At 69.4% G+C, this 18,128-nt stretch carries 17 protein-coding genes and 1 pseudogene; 6 read left to right on the top strand and 12 right to left on the bottom strand.

Features of this window, described 5'->3' with window-relative positions; translation table 11 throughout:
• Positions 1-1,047: 1,047 nt before the first annotated feature.
• From ACZ7OO_RS40265 to ACZ7OO_RS40245, 5 genes are all read left to right on the top strand, one after another.
• Complete coding sequence (locus ACZ7OO_RS40265) at positions 1,048-1,797, top strand: SDR family oxidoreductase (RefSeq protein ID WP_471512372.1); 750 nt, start codon at positions 1,048-1,050, stop codon at positions 1,795-1,797.
• A gap of 510 nt (positions 1,798-2,307) precedes the next feature.
• A complete protein-coding gene (locus ACZ7OO_RS40260; protein WP_471512371.1) occupies positions 2,308-3,147 on the top strand; it encodes a helix-turn-helix transcriptional regulator in 840 nt (279 codons plus the stop codon).
• A gap of 247 nt (positions 3,148-3,394) precedes the next feature.
• Positions 3,395-3,988 (top strand): TetR/AcrR family transcriptional regulator, encoded by a 594-nt coding sequence (locus ACZ7OO_RS40255; protein ID WP_471512370.1) that lies wholly within the window; start codon positions 3,395-3,397, stop codon positions 3,986-3,988.
• 105 nt (positions 3,989-4,093) lie between these two features.
• Entirely contained in the window at positions 4,094-4,831 is a 738-nt protein-coding gene (locus tag ACZ7OO_RS40250; protein ID WP_471512369.1) for an NADPH-dependent F420 reductase, read from the top strand.
• A 228-nt stretch (positions 4,832-5,059) separates the two neighbouring features.
• Complete coding sequence (locus tag ACZ7OO_RS40245; RefSeq protein WP_471512368.1) at positions 5,060-5,803, top strand: NADPH-dependent F420 reductase; 744 nt, start codon at positions 5,060-5,062, stop codon at positions 5,801-5,803.
• Positions 5,804-5,832: 29 nt separating this feature from the next.
• Here ACZ7OO_RS40245 and ACZ7OO_RS40240 read toward each other — a convergent pair whose 3' ends face one another.
• The 3 genes from ACZ7OO_RS40240 to ACZ7OO_RS40230 form a co-directional block, all read right to left on the bottom strand.
• The gene (locus ACZ7OO_RS40240) at positions 5,833-6,135 is read right to left on the bottom strand and encodes a DUF4158 domain-containing protein (protein ID WP_471512367.1); all 303 of its coding nucleotides are present in this window, start codon (positions 6,133-6,135) and stop codon (positions 5,833-5,835) included.
• A 1,067-nt stretch (positions 6,136-7,202) separates the two neighbouring features.
• Positions 7,203-8,495, bottom strand: coding sequence for an MFS transporter (locus ACZ7OO_RS40235; protein WP_471512366.1), 1,293 nt, complete (start codon positions 8,493-8,495; stop codon positions 7,203-7,205).
• A gap of 293 nt (positions 8,496-8,788) precedes the next feature.
• On the bottom strand, positions 8,789-9,652 hold the full coding sequence (locus ACZ7OO_RS40230; RefSeq protein ID WP_471512365.1) for a hypothetical protein: 864 nt from the start codon (positions 9,650-9,652) through the stop codon (positions 8,789-8,791).
• A 1,269-nt stretch (positions 9,653-10,921) separates the two neighbouring features.
• Between ACZ7OO_RS40230 and ACZ7OO_RS40225 the strand changes: the two are divergent.
• Positions 10,922-11,227, top strand: a pseudogene (locus ACZ7OO_RS40225) (hypothetical protein); the annotation flags it as partial.
• Between the two features lie 49 nt (positions 11,228-11,276).
• Here ACZ7OO_RS40225 and ACZ7OO_RS40220 read toward each other — a convergent pair.
• The 9 genes from ACZ7OO_RS40220 to ACZ7OO_RS40180 form a co-directional block, all read right to left on the bottom strand.
• Positions 11,277-12,476 (bottom strand): aspartate aminotransferase family protein, encoded by a 1,200-nt coding sequence (locus tag ACZ7OO_RS40220; protein ID WP_471512364.1) that lies wholly within the window; start codon positions 12,474-12,476, stop codon positions 11,277-11,279.
• On the bottom strand, positions 12,473-13,546 hold the full coding sequence (locus tag ACZ7OO_RS40215; protein WP_471512363.1) for an MFS transporter: 1,074 nt from the start codon (positions 13,544-13,546) through the stop codon (positions 12,473-12,475). Before ACZ7OO_RS40215 ends, ACZ7OO_RS40220 begins: the two co-directional genes overlap by 4 nt.
• Positions 13,525-13,719 carry a hypothetical protein gene (locus ACZ7OO_RS40210; protein ID WP_471512362.1) on the bottom strand — a complete coding sequence of 65 codons (195 nt, stop codon included), beginning with the start codon at positions 13,717-13,719 and terminating at the stop codon, positions 13,525-13,527. Before ACZ7OO_RS40210 ends, ACZ7OO_RS40215 begins: the two co-directional genes overlap by 22 nt.
• A gap of 111 nt (positions 13,720-13,830) precedes the next feature.
• Positions 13,831-14,664, bottom strand: coding sequence for a hypothetical protein (locus ACZ7OO_RS40205; RefSeq protein ID WP_471512361.1), 834 nt, complete (start codon positions 14,662-14,664; stop codon positions 13,831-13,833).
• Between the two features lies 1 nt (position 14,665).
• Positions 14,666-15,799, bottom strand: a complete 1,134-nt coding sequence (locus ACZ7OO_RS40200; RefSeq protein ID WP_471512360.1) for an MFS transporter — start codon at positions 15,797-15,799, stop codon at positions 14,666-14,668.
• A 26-nt stretch (positions 15,800-15,825) separates the two neighbouring features.
• Positions 15,826-16,005 (bottom strand): hypothetical protein, encoded by a 180-nt coding sequence (locus ACZ7OO_RS40195; protein ID WP_471512359.1) that lies wholly within the window; start codon positions 16,003-16,005, stop codon positions 15,826-15,828.
• Between the two features lie 9 nt (positions 16,006-16,014).
• Entirely contained in the window at positions 16,015-16,821 is an 807-nt protein-coding gene (locus ACZ7OO_RS40190) for an HAD-IIB family hydrolase (RefSeq protein WP_471512358.1), read from the bottom strand.
• The gene (locus ACZ7OO_RS40185) at positions 16,818-17,666 is read right to left on the bottom strand and encodes a glycosyltransferase family 2 protein (protein ID WP_471512357.1); all 849 of its coding nucleotides are present in this window, start codon (positions 17,664-17,666) and stop codon (positions 16,818-16,820) included. Before ACZ7OO_RS40185 ends, ACZ7OO_RS40190 begins: the two co-directional genes overlap by 4 nt.
• Positions 17,663-18,028 (bottom strand): hypothetical protein, encoded by a 366-nt coding sequence (locus tag ACZ7OO_RS40180; RefSeq protein ID WP_471512356.1) that lies wholly within the window; start codon positions 18,026-18,028, stop codon positions 17,663-17,665. The genes ACZ7OO_RS40185 and ACZ7OO_RS40180 overlap by 4 nt, the downstream gene beginning before the upstream one ends.
• Between the last annotated feature and the right edge of the window lie 100 nt (positions 18,029-18,128).

Raw genomic sequence — 18,128 nt, 5'->3', positions numbered from 1 at the left:
CGGCGACCAGCCCGTCATCCACGGTGCCCGTCGCACCCACAGCGGCCTCCCCGGCCTCGATGTCACTCGGTCACGTCAGTCATCAACTGTCGCTTCCGGCTCGGGAGTTACACCACTCACCGTACAGACCCCGCCACGCAGTAAGGCGCGCGGGTCCAGGATTCCTGGACGTCAGGCCGTAGGAACTCGTACGCGACTACTGGACCCAGGCCCCCTGTGTACGGGGCGATGGCTGCCGCTCGCCTCATCGGGGTAGCTTCGCGGTGCGTTCGGGGTGGGCTGCGGTGATGTACCGCATTGCGGTGTGAGAGGAGATGCCGAACAGGCGCATCAGGTGAAGTCACCCGCCTGGAACAGGCGAACACCGACCTGTCGGCGCGACTGGATGAGAAAGACGCGGAGCTGGAGGCTGCCCGCGCGGCTAACCGCGAACTGACCCGGGCTCTGAACCAGAAAGGAGCCGCGGAGCGATAGGTGAGGCTGCTGGGGCGGCAGTCGGGGGAGGCTGCGGCTGTGGCGCGCTCCGTCAGCAGGTTGGGAGAATGACTTCGACATCGAACAGGCCCGCAAGGTCCTGCACTCCCGCACCACCACACCGCCCCAGGACGAGTTGGACACCGCCAAGGTCGGCGCAGGCAAGTAGCCGTTCCCGTCGAGTGCAGTCACCCCTCGACGGCATCCTCCAGGCCGCCGTGCACCAGGACAGATGAGGGCCCTTCCGTAAGCACGCCCAGCGTCTCCTACTCGGTGACCATCCGGCTCGAAGTCCCGCGGCAGGCAACGCGGTATCCCAGCTGACAGCCACTATGGAGGCGCTGGGCTCACCGCCCTCGCCGTCGTCAGCCGACGCCGACCGCCTCGGCATCGACGTCACCATCGGTGCCACCTCCACCGCCCACGACACCGGATCCGCTGCGCAGGGCCGCTTCACGAGGCAGAGACCGCCGATCCATGGATAAACCTTCCTCTTCCGCCCCTGCGCGGGCGCCCCTACGGTCGAGGCTGCGGGCGCTCACCGGCCCGCCGTACCGAAGGAGCGATCCCCCCATGAAGATGACCGGTAACACGATTCTGATCACCGGCGGCACCTCGGGCATCGGCCTCGGTCTGGCCCTGCGTCTGCACGAGGCCGGCAACAAGGTGGTCGTCGCCGGCCGGCGCAAGGAACTCCTCGACGAGATCACGGCCGAGCACCCGGGCATCGACGCGCTCGTCCTCGATGTCGCGGACCCCGACTCGATCGCCCGGGCCCGTGAGACCGTGGCGGCGAGCCACCCGGGGCTGAACGTCCTGGTCAACAACGCAGGCATCATGTTGCTGGAGAATCTCCTCGACCCAGCCGGACTCCCGGTCGCCGAGGATCACGTCGCGACCAATCTGCTCGGCACGATCCGGGTGACGTATGCCTTCCTGCCGCTGCTGGTGGGCAAGGACGACGCGGTCGTCATGAATGTCACCTCCGCGCTGGCGTTCGTACCGTTCCCGATCACGCCGACCTACAGCGCGACGAAGGCCGCGCTGCACTCCTTCTCCGAGAGCCTGCGCATCCAGCTCGCCGGTGCTGGCGCCGGGGTCCAGGTGATCGAGGTGGTCCCGCCGGGCGTGCGCACGACGCTGCTGAGCCAGCAGGACAGCGACCAGTCCATGCCGTTGGACGATTTCCTCACCGAGACCCTCGACCTGCTGCGCGAGAAGCCCGATGGGAAGGAACTGGTCGTCGAGCGCGCCAGGTTCATCCGCGACGCACAGGCCAACGGCTCCTACGACGACGTCCTCGCCATGATCAGCGGCAGCTGACCGACCTGAAATGCCCGACGCGGAACAACGGCACGCAGGCGGGTCCCATTAGGCCACATCATGGACGAACGCGAGCTGGACCCGCCTCGGGGAGGTCCTGGCCCAAGACGCGGAACGGTCAGGAAGCGCCTTCGGCTTCGCCCCGGTCGTCGCACTGGAGGCGACCGGCTCGGTCGTGAGCGCCGACGGGCACGCCAGCGCCCATCACACGACGAACATCGCTGTGTCGGCCAGGCCGGGCGACGAGGCCCGGGGCTGGTCCGAGGCGTCGGGCGTCCTCGGCGGGGGACCGTCGCCGCAGGCCGTCTTCCAGGCCGGCGGCCTGCGGCGCACCGCCGACAGCCGGCGAATTTCCCAGCGGTCATGTAGGTCAGGTGACCAGCGGGTTGTCTCGCGGCGAGCGCCCTCGGCGTCGGCCGTGCGGGCGGCTTCGCGCGGGTGGGAGAGGAGGGCTCAGCCATGGATCGGCGGTCTCTGGATAGCAGGGCGGGATGCGGCGAGGATGGAGGCGTGGACAAGAAGGAACTGGCGGAATTCCTGCGGCATCGGCGTGAGATGTTGCGCCCCCGCGACGTCGGGCTGGTCGAGGGGCCGCGCAGGCGTACGCAGGGGCTGCGCCGCGAGGAGGTCGCGCAGCTCGCGGGCATGTCCACCGACTACTACGCCCGGCTGGAGCAGCAGCGTGCTCCGCAGCCTTCCGTCCAAATCACCGCGGCTCTCGCCCGGGCGCTGCGGCTCTCCCTGGACGAACGCGACCATCTCTTCGTGCTCATCGGCCACAACGCCCCGGCCCGTTTCCAGCGCTCCGAACATGTCAGCCCGACGCTGCTGCGGGTCCTGGACCGCCTGGACGACTCGCCGGCCCTGGTGCAGACCGATCTGGTCGACACCCTCGCGATGAACCCCTTGGCCGTCGCGCTGCTCGGCGACCAGACCCGCCACACCGGCCTGGCCCGCAGCGCCTACTACCGCTGGTTCATGGACCCGGCCGAACGTCTGATGGTTCCCGAGGAGAGCCGCGAGCGCCACGGCCGCGCCCAGGCAGCACGCCTGCGTGCCGCACTCACATCCGGCAGCGACACCCCGCGAGCCGCCCGGATCCTCGCCGAACTCCAAGAGCACAGCCCCGAGTTCGTCCGCATGTGGGAACTTCAGGAAGTCGCACGACGCTACGACGACTGCAAGACCGTCCTCCATCCCGAACTCGGCCGCATCGACGTCGACGCCCAGCTCCTGTTCACCGAGAACCGCGCCCAGACCCTGGTGGTCCTGACCACTCGCCCCGGCACGGAGAGCCAGAGCAAACTCGAACTGCTCTCCGTCATCGGACACCAACAGCTCACCCCCTGACGTCCCGGATCGGGGACCGGGCCGGGCTCGGCGCGGGAGGGGCCGGACAAGGGCAACCTGGAATGGTGGAGCCCGCGCGGCTTGTGCCCTGCGCTCTGCGGCCAGACATGGCGGCCCCCTGCTCTGTCCGGGCTCCGTGGTCGGGCCGCCGGTTTGACCGGATGCCGCCTCCGTTTTACTCTCGAACGCGTACGGAGGCAGCATCCGTTTTGATGCGGCCACACGGTCACGGCAGGCAGGAGGGCCCATGAGCGCCGGTGAACTGCGGGGACGCAAGCCCCGCGCGGACGTCCAGCGCAACCGCGTGGCCCTCCTGGAGACCGCGCAGCGTCACTTCCTGCAGCACGGGGTCGGCACCTCCCTCGAGGCGGTGGCCAAGGAGGCGGGCGTCGGGCCCGCCACCCTGTACCGGCACTTCCCCACCCGTGAAGCGCTACTGGCGGCCGTGCTGCAGACGCGCTCCGAAGAACTGGTGGCCCGCCAGGCGGACATCGATCAGCTCGGCGACCCCGCCGAGGCGCTGGAGCAATGGCTGCGGGCGATGGAGGAGTACTTCAGCGCCTTCAGCGGGCTGCCGGACCCGCTCATGGCCGCGGCCAGGGCTCAGGAGCCGGACAACCCGCTCACCATCCCCTGCGACATCCTCATCTCCGCCACCGATCAGTACGTGCGCGCCGCGCAGCTCGCGGGGCGCGTGCGCGCGTCGGTGCAGGGGCACGACCTGTTCCTCGCGGCCTGCTCCGTCGCCTGGATCAAGGGCACCGGCACCGAGGAGGAGCCGCTCGACCGGCTCCGCACGCTCATTGCAAGCGGCTACCGCCAGAGGGACACCCAGGCTTAAAACGCCAGACACCCCGCCCCGACCTCACAGCGCCAGGTGGCCCCACCACACGGCCATCACATCGCGCTGCCCTCAGGGGCAGCACAACCCCCGAAGGGACAAATCATGAAAATTACTGTCATAGGCTCCGGCGCCATCGGCGGGAACCTCGCTGCCAAGCTCAGCACGGCCGGCCACGACGTCCAGGTGGCCGACGCCCGCGGCCCCGAGGCCGTCCGGGCGGAGGTGCTGGAGGCCGGGGCCCGCGCGGCGGACCTCGCCGACGCCGTCCAGGGCCGGGACGTCATCGTCCTGTCGATCCCGTTCGGGGTGGCGGGCCAGCTGGCGGACCTGTTCGCGTCGGTGCCCGACGAGACGGTGGTCATCGACACCTCGAACTACTACCCCGGCATGCTCAGCCAGCCGATCGAGGCGGTGGACAACGGCCAGGTGGAGAGCGTGTACACCGCCGAGCTGCTCGGCCGCCCCGTGGTCAAGGCGTGGAACGCCGCCCTGGCAGAGACCCAGCGGACCAAGGGTGTTCCGGCCGGAACGCCCGGCCGCCTCGCCATTCCCGTCGCCGGCGACTCCGAGGAGGCGCGGAAGGTGGCCATGAGCCTGGTGGACGACACCGGCTTCGACCCCTACAACGCCGGCACCTTGGCCGACTCCTGGCGCCAGCAGCCGAACAGCCCTGCCTACTGCACTGAGCTGACCCTCGACGAGCTGCCAGCGGCTCTGGCCGCGGCCGACCGCGTCAAGGACGCGGCCATCCGCGACAGCCTCCCGGAACGCTTCGCCGCCCTCCCGGCCAACCCCACCGTTGACGACGTCGTCGAGATGAACCGCGCCGCCCACCGCTGAGACGCCAGACGCGGCTCTCGTGCACGCATCGGCACGAGGCGGCAGCGCTGGTACGCCACGAACACACACGACGAACACGAAGAGCGGCGCTCACTTCGGCAAGGTCGTCATCACTCACCTACACCACCGCGTCCGAGGTCGGCCACAGCCCCGGTCGCGCCGCGGAGACCAAGTCCCGGAACCCCGGTCACCGAAACCGGGGTTCCGTTCCGGACAAGGAGTTTCACCATGAAGATCGGCATTCTCGGCACCGGGAACATCGGCAAGACGTTGACCAGGCGGTTGAGCGCGGCCGGGCACGAGGTGAAGGCGGCCAATTCGCGCGGCCCTGAGACGATCGAGGCGGACGTGCTGGCCACGGGCGGACGAGCGGTGACAGCGGCGGAAGCCGTAGTGGACGTCGACGCCGTGATCCTCTCCATTCCCTTCGACCGCATTCCGCAGGTCGCACCACTGATCGCCAAGGTGCCGGCTGACACGGTTGTCATCGACACGTCGAACTACTTCCCGCACCGGGACAACGGAATCGCGGCGATCGAGGCCGGCCAGGCCGAGAGCGCGTGGGCTGCCAAGCAGCTGGGCCGGCCCATCGCCAAGGCGTGGAACTCGATCGGAGCCGAGTCGTTCGCGCACAGGAACAAGCCGGCGGGAAGCGCGGACCGCATCTCACTCCCCGTCGCGGCCGACAGTGCGCGAGAGCGTGACCTGGCAATGGCACTCGTTGAGGACACCGGGTTCGACGCCTTTGATGCGGGGGCGCTCGCGGAATCGTGGCGGCAGCAGCCCGGCACACCCGCCTACTGCACGGATCTCACCCGTCAGGAGCTGCCGGACGCACTGGCGACGGCCGACGCGGCGCGATCACCGAAGCGGCGCGACCTCGGGCTTGCCGTGGTCCAGGAACGCTTCGGGGCCGGCGTGCAACCAGACGCGGAATACCTTGTCCGCCTGAACCGCGCAATTTCCATGTGAAGAGGGACGGGGGCTGACGCGCTGACCCGTCAGAGGCCCTCGTATCTCGCCCTCGTCTCCGGCTGCTCCGCGACGAACGCCGCCACCCCCGGCGGCACGTCGGCCGGCGCCGACAAGAAAGTGCCCAGCATCCGTACGGTGCCCCACTGCACCGCCCAGCCCAGCCGGTTATGAGACCCGCGCTTGGCCCGGGCCTGTTCCAAGGCCACCGCGTCCAGCCGGAAAAACTCCTCCAGCTCCTGAACGGACGGCTCGCCGCCTCCAGCAGGGTGTTGCCCTGCACGACGCTCCGGGTGTCCTCGAAGCCACCTGAACGGAGACGGCTTCTGCATGTTCAGGACGGCACCGGTGGCTACACCGCGGTGCGGGCCGGTGTGTCATCGGGCGATCAGCTGTTCCGAAGCCGCCGACAACTGCAGAGCTGCCCGACCTGGCGGAAGCCAAGGGTTGGCATGTGGCGGTCGCTGTTCAGGGTTCGGTGGGCTCCTTGACCGGCGGCCACATTCAGTCGCTCCGGTGCCGAGGTGCTCTTCACTCTTTCCGTCGAGACCTTCGGATACGACCCGGAGGAGGCCTTCGTGGAATGGAGCGGCGGCTATCTGACCCCGGATACAGCCATCGTCACCCTGGGCGGTGAGACCCAGGACGAGGAGGAGTGGTTCCGCTACCACCTGGTTGACGTGCACACGGGCACACTCAGCGGTGATCCACGTCCATGTGAACAGCCCATACGAGCTAGTGCCCCTGGGCGAAGGCTCCTGGCTCACCAACGGCCCTGCTGGCCACCCCGTCCGTCGGACCCCCGCTCCGCGGTCGGCCCCACCACCACACAAGGAACGTTGACAGACCAACTCCGACGGGCGCCCCCTCCCTACACGGAACTGAGCGCCCAGTTGGCAGCGCCAGTGTCACCGCGGTGCAACCCCTGCGCCGGGTGAGAGTGGCGGCCAGTTCACCGCTGTACATCTCCCATATCCGCACACTCAGCGAGGCCCGGCCGGTGTTGCACGGGGCCACTAGCGGCCTGCCGCTCGGCGATCATGCGAGTGAGGTTGCCGTAGAGTCGCTGCAGCGGGCCGACTCGGTGGGCAGCGGCACATGCCGCACTGATGCTTCGGGACGGGTTTGCGTGTCGGTGGCGTGCAGGCCGCCGTAGCGGTCCTTCCACACTCATACCGTGATCGTGCTGGACTGCTCTGCTGTTCCGGTGCCCGCGTTCGCGCTCGGCTTCGACGACGCCGGGCCCTTCCCTGCAGGCCGTGCTGCAGAAGCCGTCGGAGCGCACACGCCGGACTGTGCGCGTTCTGCACGCTCTACCCAGCGGTCGATCTCCTGCCGCTGGGAGGCAGTGGCGTACCTACCCGCCTTGGCGGCCTCCTCGACGAGCAACTGCACCTGGCTAAGCAGTGTCGATTTCGACATGTGACGCCGTGGACGGTGTCGCAGATCGGCCTTGTCGGTCAGCGCGAACGCGCCCACAGCAGCGGCGCCCACGGCAGCGGCGGCGGTCAGACGGCGAGCGGTCACAGATACCGAGGCGGGCCGAGAGCGCGAGCAGAAGTGCGGCGCCGGCTGCAGTGAGAGCGACCAGGAAGGCGCCGTCGACTCCGTGGGTTTGGGCGAGGCTGCCGGAGAGGGCCTGTCCTGCGGCTGTCCCGAGGGGGCCTCCGGCGCACAGGATGGTCATGGCGACGGCGGCGTGTTCGGCGGGGGCAAGCCGTTCGGTGAGGGCGTAGAGGCTGATCATGTAGGGCGCGACGGTGAAGCTCGCCAGTGCGACAGCTGCGGGGACGGATGCGAGTTGTACGCCGGTGTAGAGGATGATCATGCCCGCGAAGAGTGCCGCGGCGAAGGCGGTGTAGCGGGCCCGCAAGGTGAATCGCTGGGGGAGCCAGGCGCAGGCGGCGCCGGCCAGGGCGCTGCCGATGCCGAACTCGGCGTAGATGAGGCCGGCGGCGCCGGGCTTGTCGATGGTGTTGGCGTAGACGGTGACGGTGGTCTGGACGGCTCCGAACACGGCTCCCATGGCGACCATGGCGAAGAACATGACGGCCAGGGGGCGGCGGGGCAAGGGCTGTCCGCTCCGATGGCCGGCCGGTGCGTTCTGCCCGTGGGAGCGGTGTGCGTAGAGGAGGGCGAAGGGGAGTGTGCTTGCGACGATCAAGGACATGGTCAGTACGGCGGGTGCGAGGGGGCTGACGGCGGCCAGCAGCCCGACCAGGGCGGGGCCGGCGACGAAGCTCACTTCGTCGGCGGCCGCCTCGTACGACAGGGCAGGTGACAGCAAGTGGGGTTTGCCCTGGGCGCGTACGAGGCGGGACCAGTGGACCCTTACCAGGGGACCGACCTGGGGCTGGGTCAGGCCGACGAGGGTGGCTGCGGCGAGCATGCTGGTCCTCGAGCTGTGGCTTGCGGTCAGCAGGGTGGTCCATGAGGCGAAGTTGGCGACCGCCGCGATGATGCCGATTTTGCGGTGGCCGTGGCGGTCGGCCATGGTCCCGACAAGGGGTCCGCCGGCGGCTATGGCGACGCTCTGGGCCGCGCTGGCGAGGCCGGCGAACGCGTAGCTGTGGGTGGTCGACTGGAGCAGGATGAGGGTGGCGAGGGCTGATGTCGCGTACGGGATGCGGGCGAGGAATCCGAGAGGGAAGAAACCGGCGCCTGCTGCGCCTAGCAGGGAACGGTAGGACATGGGTGTCTCCGTCGGGGTGTCTCCGTCGGGCATGTCGAGGAGACGCGCCACCCAGCCACCAACGCGTCGACAGGCCCGATTCTGGTCGGCAACGTAGCGGAGCAGGTCCGTGGCTGTACAGGGGGATCTTGGTGGGGTGATGCGCGCCGCGGCCGGCGGGCAGGTGCCGGAAGCTGCTGGTAGGTGTCGGCAGCAAGACGGGACGGGCTCGGGTCACGGGGTTGCTGGACAGCCTGGTGAGGGCATGGCTTGTTCTCCATGCACTTCGTGGAGAACAAGCCGCTCCTGGGTGCCTACTGCACACCGGAAGTCAGCTCGAAGACACCGGGAGTCAGCTCGAAGCGCACGTCGTCGCTTTCGCGGAGGATGTAGACGGAGTCCGTCTGCGCTTGCCACCCGATCGGCACGGCGTAGTAGCGGCCGTCGCGCACCGTGATGAGCCGCAGACCCGAGTAGCGGTAGCGCATACGGATGGTATTGCCGAGGTCCTCGGTCCGGAGTCGTCCCGGTGCGGGAAGGTTGAGTGGTTTGGCACTGTAGATGATCAGGCCGGTGCCTGTGAACGTATTGCGGGCGTCGTTCCTGGCGTGTTGCTCGCCGAGCCGGCCAACGACCAGGGTGAGGGTCCAGAACAGAAACAGCCCGGCCCCGAAGATCTGTAGAGCTGTGATCCGCACGCCTCTCGGGCGGTCCACGCCGCCGTGCGGCGCCGCACCGAGCAGCAGGCCAACGCCGATGAGCAGAGGGCCGGCCCAGTCCGGCAACAGCAGCCGCCACTGCCACCACAGGACGAGCAGGATCAGGCCCGCCGCCACGACGAACATGTGGCAGCGGACCAGTGCCTCGGGCAGAGCCTGACGCGACTGGCGTCCGTAGAGGGCGACAGCGACGATCAGGATGACGGCACTCACGAGAACCGGGAAGGTGATCAGGTTCAGGCTCTGCAGAGCGAACTCGGCGAAGCCGAAGCCCAGGTTGAACGGGTTGAGGTGGTAGTAGCCGAAGTAATGCTCCATGTAGATCACGCCCAGGTAGAACATCAACGCGGCGATAAATGAGGCCTGGCCGATCACGATGTTGATCAGTTTGGACGACACCAGGTCTGCTGAGCCGGCTCCTCGTTCCTCCTGCGCGGGGCTTGGCTTGCGTTCGCTCACGTACTGTCCGGAGCGGGGGCCTGCGGGGTCTCGCCGTTGCCGGGAGGCGACGCGCAGGCTGGCGTGCCGTGACAGCCGGAGGGAGCAGTAGCCGTCGGGGGTGGCACGATTCCGGGGTTCTTCGGCGTCTGCCCTGGGTTCGAAGTCACCCTCGATTCCGGGGGGACCGACCCATTGCCGTAGCCGGGCGAGCCGCTTGTGTGTCCTGGTGACGACGTGCCGGACGACGACGGTGCGGAGGGCACGGACGACGGCGCTGCGGGGGACGACGGTGCCGGGCACGACGGCGAGGCGGACGCGGCCGTCACGCACGATGGTGTGGGTGACGGTGTGGGTGACGTCCCGCCCCCGCCGGACCCCCCTTTCGACCCGCAGGCGGTGACCATGCCGAGGCAGGCAGTCGTGCAGAGGGCGATGCGTGCGATCCACCCGGGGCGATGCCTCATACGGTTCTCCGTGTCCGACCGGCGCAGTCAGCACGGACTTTAGGGCCGCCCCGCCAACCGACGGAGAGCCTCACGAGGAGGCTGGACCAACTCCGCCCGAAAGGAGCAGCGCGGGAACCTCATGGAACGGTCGGCGGACCGTCAGGGCAGGTGAAGTGCTTCGCCGATTTCGCTTGCGACGCCCTGGTGGGCGAGGTACTCGTCTATGTTGTGGGCGCGATCGCTTCCGTTGGCGACCGCCAGTTGGGTGATCTTGCCCCAACGGGGGTCCTCGAGGGGCAACCGATGGCGACCGCATCGGTTGGGCACCAGGCGTTGAGCCATTGACGCGCTTTCTCGGGGCGGTGGGGCCCGCCGACGAGGAGGCGTTCATTCACAGCGTCCATGCCCAGTGGGCTGCCCGCGGTGACAAGCAGGGTGAGATCGAGCGGGTCCGGAAGCCGGCTGATGAGGTCCGTGCCCACGACGGTGCCGAGACTGTGTGTGACCAGCACCAGTTCCCCGGTGGTCGGCATTGTTTCGAGTACGGTGGCCAGGTCCGTGTCGCGGACGTTGGGGTCGCTGAGGTAGCGGCTGACGTCCCGGAAGACGGTGGCGATGGTCCACTCGTCGACATCAGTCTTTGCTGCGAGCCAGCTGAGTGCCTGCTGGAACCTACCGACCAGGGCGTTTCCGAACCCCTCGGTGGCTACGCCCGGTGGTTGTTGGTCAGAAGCCGTTGTCTTTCCGGAGTTGAAGACTGCGTTTTCGCTGGTCGGGCATAGGGTCGACGATCCCGTGGGAGTAGTGGCCTGTCGTGCTGTCGCTGCCCGGGAGGTCGTGGATGCCGTCGGTGGTTGGGCTGTTGGAACAGCGTGAGCTGGGTGCTCGCCGTCGTGTGCACGAACTGCGGGAGGAAGCCGACCGCGTCCAGGCCGAGCTGGCCGTGGCCGAGCGGGAATGGAAGGAGTGGGTCATCGCCCGCTCGCGGGTCGGCGAGGTGCTGGCACCGGTGGACGAGACCGAAGATCACGCCCGGACCGAGCGGGCGATGCTGGCCGAGGAGGCATCGTCGGCGTCGAGGGCCGCGAAGCCGAAGTCGCAGGTGCCCATGTGGCGTGAGGGACTGGCCTGGTCTGTGCTATCGATCGGGCGTCCCTCCAGCGGCGGCAGTCCGGCGGCCTCGCCCGCAGGCCACATCACCTCGACCATGATCCCTGCTGCCTCGTACCACTCCTCGTCCCCACTGAACGGGACGGCGGCCGCGCGGGCCATTGCACGGGCGGCCTTCCGGGCGGCTCCACGGCGGGTGCTCCGGCGTGGTCCACCATCTCCACGCCGATCATGAGACCGACCCCGCGCACATCGCCGAGCTGTGGGAACCTGCTCTGCATGGCGTGCAGACGCTGGACGACGAACTCGCCGACGGCGGTGACGTTGCCGAGGAAGCCGGGGCGGCCGATGACCTCCAGGGTGACATTGGCCGCAGCGGCGGCCATGACGTTCGCACCATAAGTGACGGAGTGGTGGTGTGCGTCCAGGCCGGCCAGACGCTCGTTGGTGAGGATCGCCGCCACCTGGGCGCCGGACCCGCCGAGTCCCTTGGCCACGGTGATCGCGTCCGGTTCGACGCCGAAGTACTCGGCGGCAAACATGTGGCCGGTACGGCCGATGCCGGTCTGTATCTCGTCAAAAATCAGTACGATTCCGCGTTCGTCGCAGAACTCGCGCAACTGCGGGAAGTAGTCCGGCGGCGGCACGATGTTGCCGCCGTTCCCGGAAATCGGCTCGACCATCACTGCGGCGATCTGGCCGGTACTGGCGTACTCGATGAAGTCGTCGATCCGGTCGACGCACATCATTCCGCAACTCGCCGGATTCTGGCCGTAGAAGCAGCGGAAGCAGTACGGGTCGGGAACCTGCAGACCTCCGGGCAGCAGGGAGGGGAAGGGCGCCTTGCGGAAGGCGTTCCCGGACAGGGACGCCATCATCATCGACTGGCCGAGGTGGCTGCGGAACAGGGTGATGATGTCCCGCTTCCCGGTCGCTGCCTGCGCCATCTTGATCGCGCCCTCGTTCGCGGCGGAGCCGCTGGAGACCTTGAGGTGCACCTTGGTGAGGTTCTCCGGCGAGACGGAGACCAGCCGGTCGACGAGCTCGTTGACCGGTTCGCTCTGGAAGCTCAAGGTGACGTGGACCAGCTGCTCGGCCTGTTTCTGGATCGCCGCCACGACTTCGGGGTGGCCGTAGCCGAGGCTCAGGTTGAACGTGGCGGCCGCACAGTCGATGTAGTCGCGGCCCAGGGAGTCGTAGAGGTAGACGCCCTCTCCGCGCGTCATCTTGTGCTCGGAGACGGGGTAGTACATGCCGTCCGGCACCCGGTGGTCGGCCATGGTCATTTTTCTCCCGGTGGTTCGTTCCGGTGATGTCCCGCAGGTGACAGAGCGTCGGAGTGCGCTGCCGCGCCGGGCTGCGCCCGCACGGATCTGGCCGCGGCAGCGCGCCGGACTAGGGGGCCGCTCAGCGCGACCGTGGCGGCGAGGAGGAGCGGGATCAGCAGGGCGGTCGACAGGTCGGTCATGTCCGCCAGCCAGCCCACGAGCGGCGGGCCGGCGAGGAATCCGAAGTAGCCCAGCGTCGCGGCCCGGGCGAGCGCCGCCCCGGACTGGTCGGCGCTGAGATTGCCGACGGCCGTGAAGATCTGCGGTACAACGGTCGACACGCCCGCACCGGCCAGCAGCCAGCCCAGCAGGATCGGCGCCAGGTGACCGGACCAGACGACCAGGGCCAGGCCCGCGCAGGCCGTGGCGCCGCCCCAGCGGACGACTGCAACCGATCCGTACCGGGCGACGACACGGTCGCCCAGCGCCCGGCCCGTGGTCATGGCTCCGGCGAAGGCGGTATAGGCGAGGGCCGCCACACCGGTGTCCGCGTCCACCGTCTCCTGGAGGTGCACCCCGCCCCAGTCCGCGGCTGCCTCCTCGACCACCATGCTGCTGAAGGCGACGCAGCCCAGGATCGTGGCGAGCAGAGGCAGCCGGCCCGTGGCGCCCTGCCCCGTTACGTCCTCGTCGTCCGTGGCCGCAGTCTTCGGCAGAAGCCCGCCGCTGATCGCCCAGGCCGCCGAGGCGAGCACCGCAGCCGCCACCGGCAGCGAGATTTCGCGGGGGACGTCCAGGCTCAGCAACAGGGCGCCCAGTCCGGCGCCCGCGACTCCGCCGACGCTGAAGACGGCGTGGAAGGCGGACATGATGGGCCGCTCATAGTGCCGTTCGACCTCGACGGCCTGCCCGTTCATGGAGACATCCATCAAGCCGTTGGCGGCGCCCAGCAGGACGAGCGCGGCGACCAGCCACGGCAGCGAGGGGGCGAAAGCCGGCCCCACCAGGGTCAGCGGGAGCAGCACACCGCTGTCCCTGGTCACGGCGGCCGAACCCACGCGGTCGATCAGCCGGCCGGCGACCTGCATGGCGGCCAGCGCTCCACCGGCCACGACCAGCAGCGCCGCGCCGAGTTGCAGGGGGCTAAGGTCCAGTCCCGCTTGATGTCGGGGACATGGGCCACCCACAGGGCGAGCGCCGTGCCGTTGATGGCGAAGTATCCGAAGACCGCGGTGCGGGCCGCCGTGCGTCTTGATTCCATCCAGATGCCTCCTGTGTCGTGGGTGCTGGCTGCCCGCGGCGTTGTCAGAGGGGCCGGGCGGCGGTTCGGCCGGGAACAGCCGATCGGCTGGCGAGCCACCCGGTGTGTTCCTCATCTGCGGTTCTTCAGCAGGGGGATGAGGTCCGGCCACGGCTTGTAGTCCGCGTAGTCACTGCCGCAGGGATGCAGCGCGAGCTCCTCGGCGGTGACGTTGATGCGACCGCCGTTGACCTCGAGGTGCCGGAGGATCCGGCGTAACTCGTCGACGGTGTCCGGATAGGTCAGGTGCCAGTCGCCGGAGGAGTACGCCTTCTCCCGCTGGATGAGCCGCGGCAGGACCGAGTCGTTCCACTTGAAGTGGTGCACCTGCGGGAAGGCCTCCTCCGCGGGCATGGGCCGCCCCGCGTCCGCCCCGTGCTGGCCCAGGTGCAGGGGCACGCTGCCGCGGGCGAGCGTCACCTTCGACGATCCCGCTCCTGGCACGCGCAGGGTCAGCAGTCCGGCCAGCGGGTACTGCTCCCAGATCGACACGTCCGGCTGCAGCGCCGGCAGACTGCCGTCGGCGGCCACCCGGTCCAGCAGGGCGCCCTTGACGTAGTCGTACCCGCCGGCCTCGCAGGCGCCGATGACGTCGGTCAGCGGCCGGTCGTACACATGGAACTCATCGAGGTCCGCGACGACCCACCAGTCGGCCGGGTGCCGCCGCATCTGGGCCCGGATCAGATACGCGTTCAGGTCCTCGTCCCAGGGGCCCTGGTGCACGGCGGCGAAGGAGAACCCGTGCCATGCCACGACCTCTTGCGACCGCTGGAAGTCCGGTTCGTCGAACGACTCGATGTGCCGGGCGATGTGGAAGGACTCGACCCCCAGGTCGCGGTAGTGCGTGATGGCGGCATCCAGCAGGCCGGTGTCGGCGCCGACGACCGACACGAAGCGAATCGTCACGTCAGGTCTCTCCCGTCTTCCTCTGTACGGCTCTCGATGCCGTTGGGGCGTACCGAAGCGCAGCCCCCGGGGCGCGTCTCGGGCCGTCGTCCGCGCCGCGCGCAGCCCTGCGGCACAGCAGGAGCACGGCGGCGAGCGTGCAGAGTCCGGCGGAGATCCAGAACACGTCGCGGTATCCGGCCTGCGCGGCGACCACCCCGGTGACGGCTCCCGCCAGCAGCTGGGCGACGGGGAAGGTGGACGAGTAGAGCGCGGACACGGAGCCGGTGCCGCCGGGCACCTCCTGCTGCACCACCACCATCGGGATGCTCGTCACCACGGCGGTCCACATGGCGTTCGGCAGCTGGAGGGCGATCAGGACCGGCGCTGAGCCGGCCACCGGCAACAGGCAGAAGAAGACCACGGCGAGGACCACGGCAGCGGCCACGACCCGCAGCTTTCCGACGCGGTCGGCGACCCGGCCCACCGCGATCATCAGCGGGATCTCCAGTGCCGCGCAGACCCCGGCCATCACGCCGACCAGAGCCGCCGACAGGTGCAGGTCCTTGGTGACGTACAAGGCGATGGCGATGAGGTACATCTGATCCGCCACGTTGACCGCCGTGACGGCGCCGAGTAGCAGCCAGGTGCGGCGCGGCACGACGGCGAGGGCTCGGCGCACCCCCGACAGGCGGCGTTCGCCCCTGTCGCCGGCGTCGTCGTCGGCCACCGGTCCGGGCGGCGCGGGCACGGCCGGCAGGAGCCAGCGGCCGAGCAGCGCGGTCAGCAGGAGCAGACACGCGACGCTCGTGTACAGGAGCCCGAAACCCGTGTGCGCCAACAGGAAGAGGCCGGCCGGCGGGCCGACCACCCACCCGGCGGAGAAGACTGACCGAACGGCGGAACTGAACGGGGTCACCTCCCTGCCGGAGGACTCGGCGAACTCTTTGACGTACCCGAACAACTGGGAGATGTACGCGTCGTTCAGGCTGAGCAGGACCGCCCCGGTGGCGAACACCACCGCGTAGCTCCGCACGGCGGTGAACGCCAGCGCACCGGCGACCCCAGCCAGCGCGGTCGCGGCCAGGGCGACCCTTCTGTCGGTCACCCGGTCGGACAGCCATCCCGTGACCAGGTTGATGCCGACGGCGGCCACGGCGCAGCCGGTGAAGTACAGGCCGATCAGTCCCGGCCCGCATGCACCGCGTCCGCGAGGAACAGGCTGGTCGTGGTGCCGAACACCGACATCGCCACGGCGTAGCACCCGGCGGCGATGCCCAGTGACATCGCCGCCCGGCTGAACGGGCGCGACCTGGGCGGACCGTCCGCACTCCCGGGTCGGGCGAAACGGGCGAGCTTCACATCGCTCCTCTACGTGCCAAGGTGTCCTCGCCAGCGTTCCTGGTGCGCCGCGAGCCATGTCCCCACCGATGCCGCCGACTCGAAGACCGCGAGGCGAGGCTCGGCGGGAGTTCCTATGACGACACCGGCGCCGACGGACGCGAGCATCGCAATGTCGTTGGACCGGTCCCCGAAGGCCACCGCCGCGGCCGGCGCGATGCCCGCCTCGTCGAGAATCCGCCGCACCGCGTGCCCCTTGGAGGCGCGGGGCGACAGAACTTCGAGCGGTCCGCCCTCCTCCGGTCGGCAGGAGTAGGTGACGGTCGCCTCGAAGCCCAACGCTTCGGCGGTCCGGGCCAATCGTCCGGCGTCGAGGTCAGTGCTGCGGCAGAGCAGTTTCGTGATGGGAAGACTGCCACCGGTCAGGTCCGGGATGTCCGCGCAGACCGCGTCCGCTCCCGTGTCCGTGGCCGGCCACCAGGCGTACCCGGGCTCGAAGCCGAAGGCCGATTCGAACTCCGTTGCGAAGCTGACCTTCGGATCGGCCGCGCGGAGCGCCTCGGCGAAGTCCCTGACCCATCGCCCGTCCAGGGGAGCGAGGAGGCGTTTTCCGCCCTCGACGACTTCGGAGGCCCCGTTGGACGTGACGACTTCGCGGGACAGTTCGGTGACGGCCGGCGGCAGGTCGGCGAGACAGCGCGAGGGGCGTCCCGTGACGAAGACCAGACGCACTCCGCACGCGGTCGCCTCGCGCAGCATGCCGATGTCCTCGTCGAGGACCCGGTTGCCCGGGCGTACGAGGGTTCCGTCGAGGTCGCAGAAGAGGATCCTGATCACCGTGCCCCCCGCAGGCCCCGTACCGCGATGCCCCGGCTCGCCAGCACGACGAGGTTTCTGACCGCCGCGTACCCGCCCGCGTCGGCTTCGCCGCGCCGCACCCCTCTCCAGGCCACGGTGCCCGCCTTCTTCAGCTCATGTCTCAGGGACATCCGGGGCAGTACGTCCAGTGCTTCGCCGTGAGCCTGACCCACGCCGTAGGCCCACACGCTTCTCAGGTCGTCCCGCAGGCTGAGGGGCTTGTGCCAGATGACGGCTTCAGGGATCAGCCGGACCGGTAACGCGGCCTTGCGGCGGCGCAGTTCGAAGTCACGGTGCTCGCGCCACTTCATGGCCGTGTCGAAGTGGTAGCCCCCCATATGCTCCACGATGTCCGTGCGGTACAGCAGCGGCGGGCTGTACGCGTTGACCTTCCTGGTCACCAGCGGGTCCTCGGTCAGCCGCCGCGCCGCGGCGACCAGTCGGGTGCCGCGTCCCCGGGTCTCGAACCGCACCCGTCCCTTCACCAGTCCGCCGGACGCCGCCGCCAGCATCGCCGTGATGGCTCCGGGCTCGAAGACGCAGTCGGAGTCCATGAGGAGCACGAGGGGGGTGTCCACCAGCGCGATCGCCCTGTTGTACGCCAGGCCTATCCCGCGTTCCGAGGTGCTCAGGACGGTGACGTGCGGTGCCGCCTTGGCGTAGGTCTGGAGTCCTTCGAGGAACCAGTCCGGCGATCCGTTCGTGGAGACGATGACCGGGCAGGTGACGTCGATGGAGGCCAGGCAGCGGTAGATGAGGGGGTCGTCGCACACGGGGACGACGATGGTCAGGTCGCGCGAGGCGCCGGCGTTCCCGGTGGTCAAGGCGACCTCCTCGGACGGCTGACGGCTGCTTCGAAACGCTGGACCACCGCCTCGGGATCGATGTCCGTCACCAGGTGGTGCGTCCCCTCTCCCCGCCGGAAGCGGATCGTGCCGCGGTCCGGCAGACCGGTGGCCACGGAGATCACTCCTGTCTCCTGCTTGTACGGCAGGCTCGCGTCCGCCAGGAGGGCGGCGGCCACGACGTCCCAGATGGGTTCGCGGTCCTTGTTCTCGCCCCGCGGCGACTCGCGTTCGAGCTTGTCCAGAGCGGCACCCAGGGGTGTGCCGGTGCGCCGGATGCGGTCCACCGCCGCCGGCAGCAGCCGGGGGGCCTCCGTCACCTCCAGCGGTACCATCACCACGGCCTTCAGCGCGCAGCAGGAGGGGCCGTTGCTGTCGGCGGGTGGGCATGGCTGGGGCCCGGCGCTCGAGTCGGGTGCTCCGGGTTCCTCGGGTCGTGGG

The sequence above is a fragment of the Streptomyces sp. NPDC111744 genome (assembly GCF_055634995.1).
This window is presented reverse-complemented; position numbering and strand designations above follow the sequence as displayed.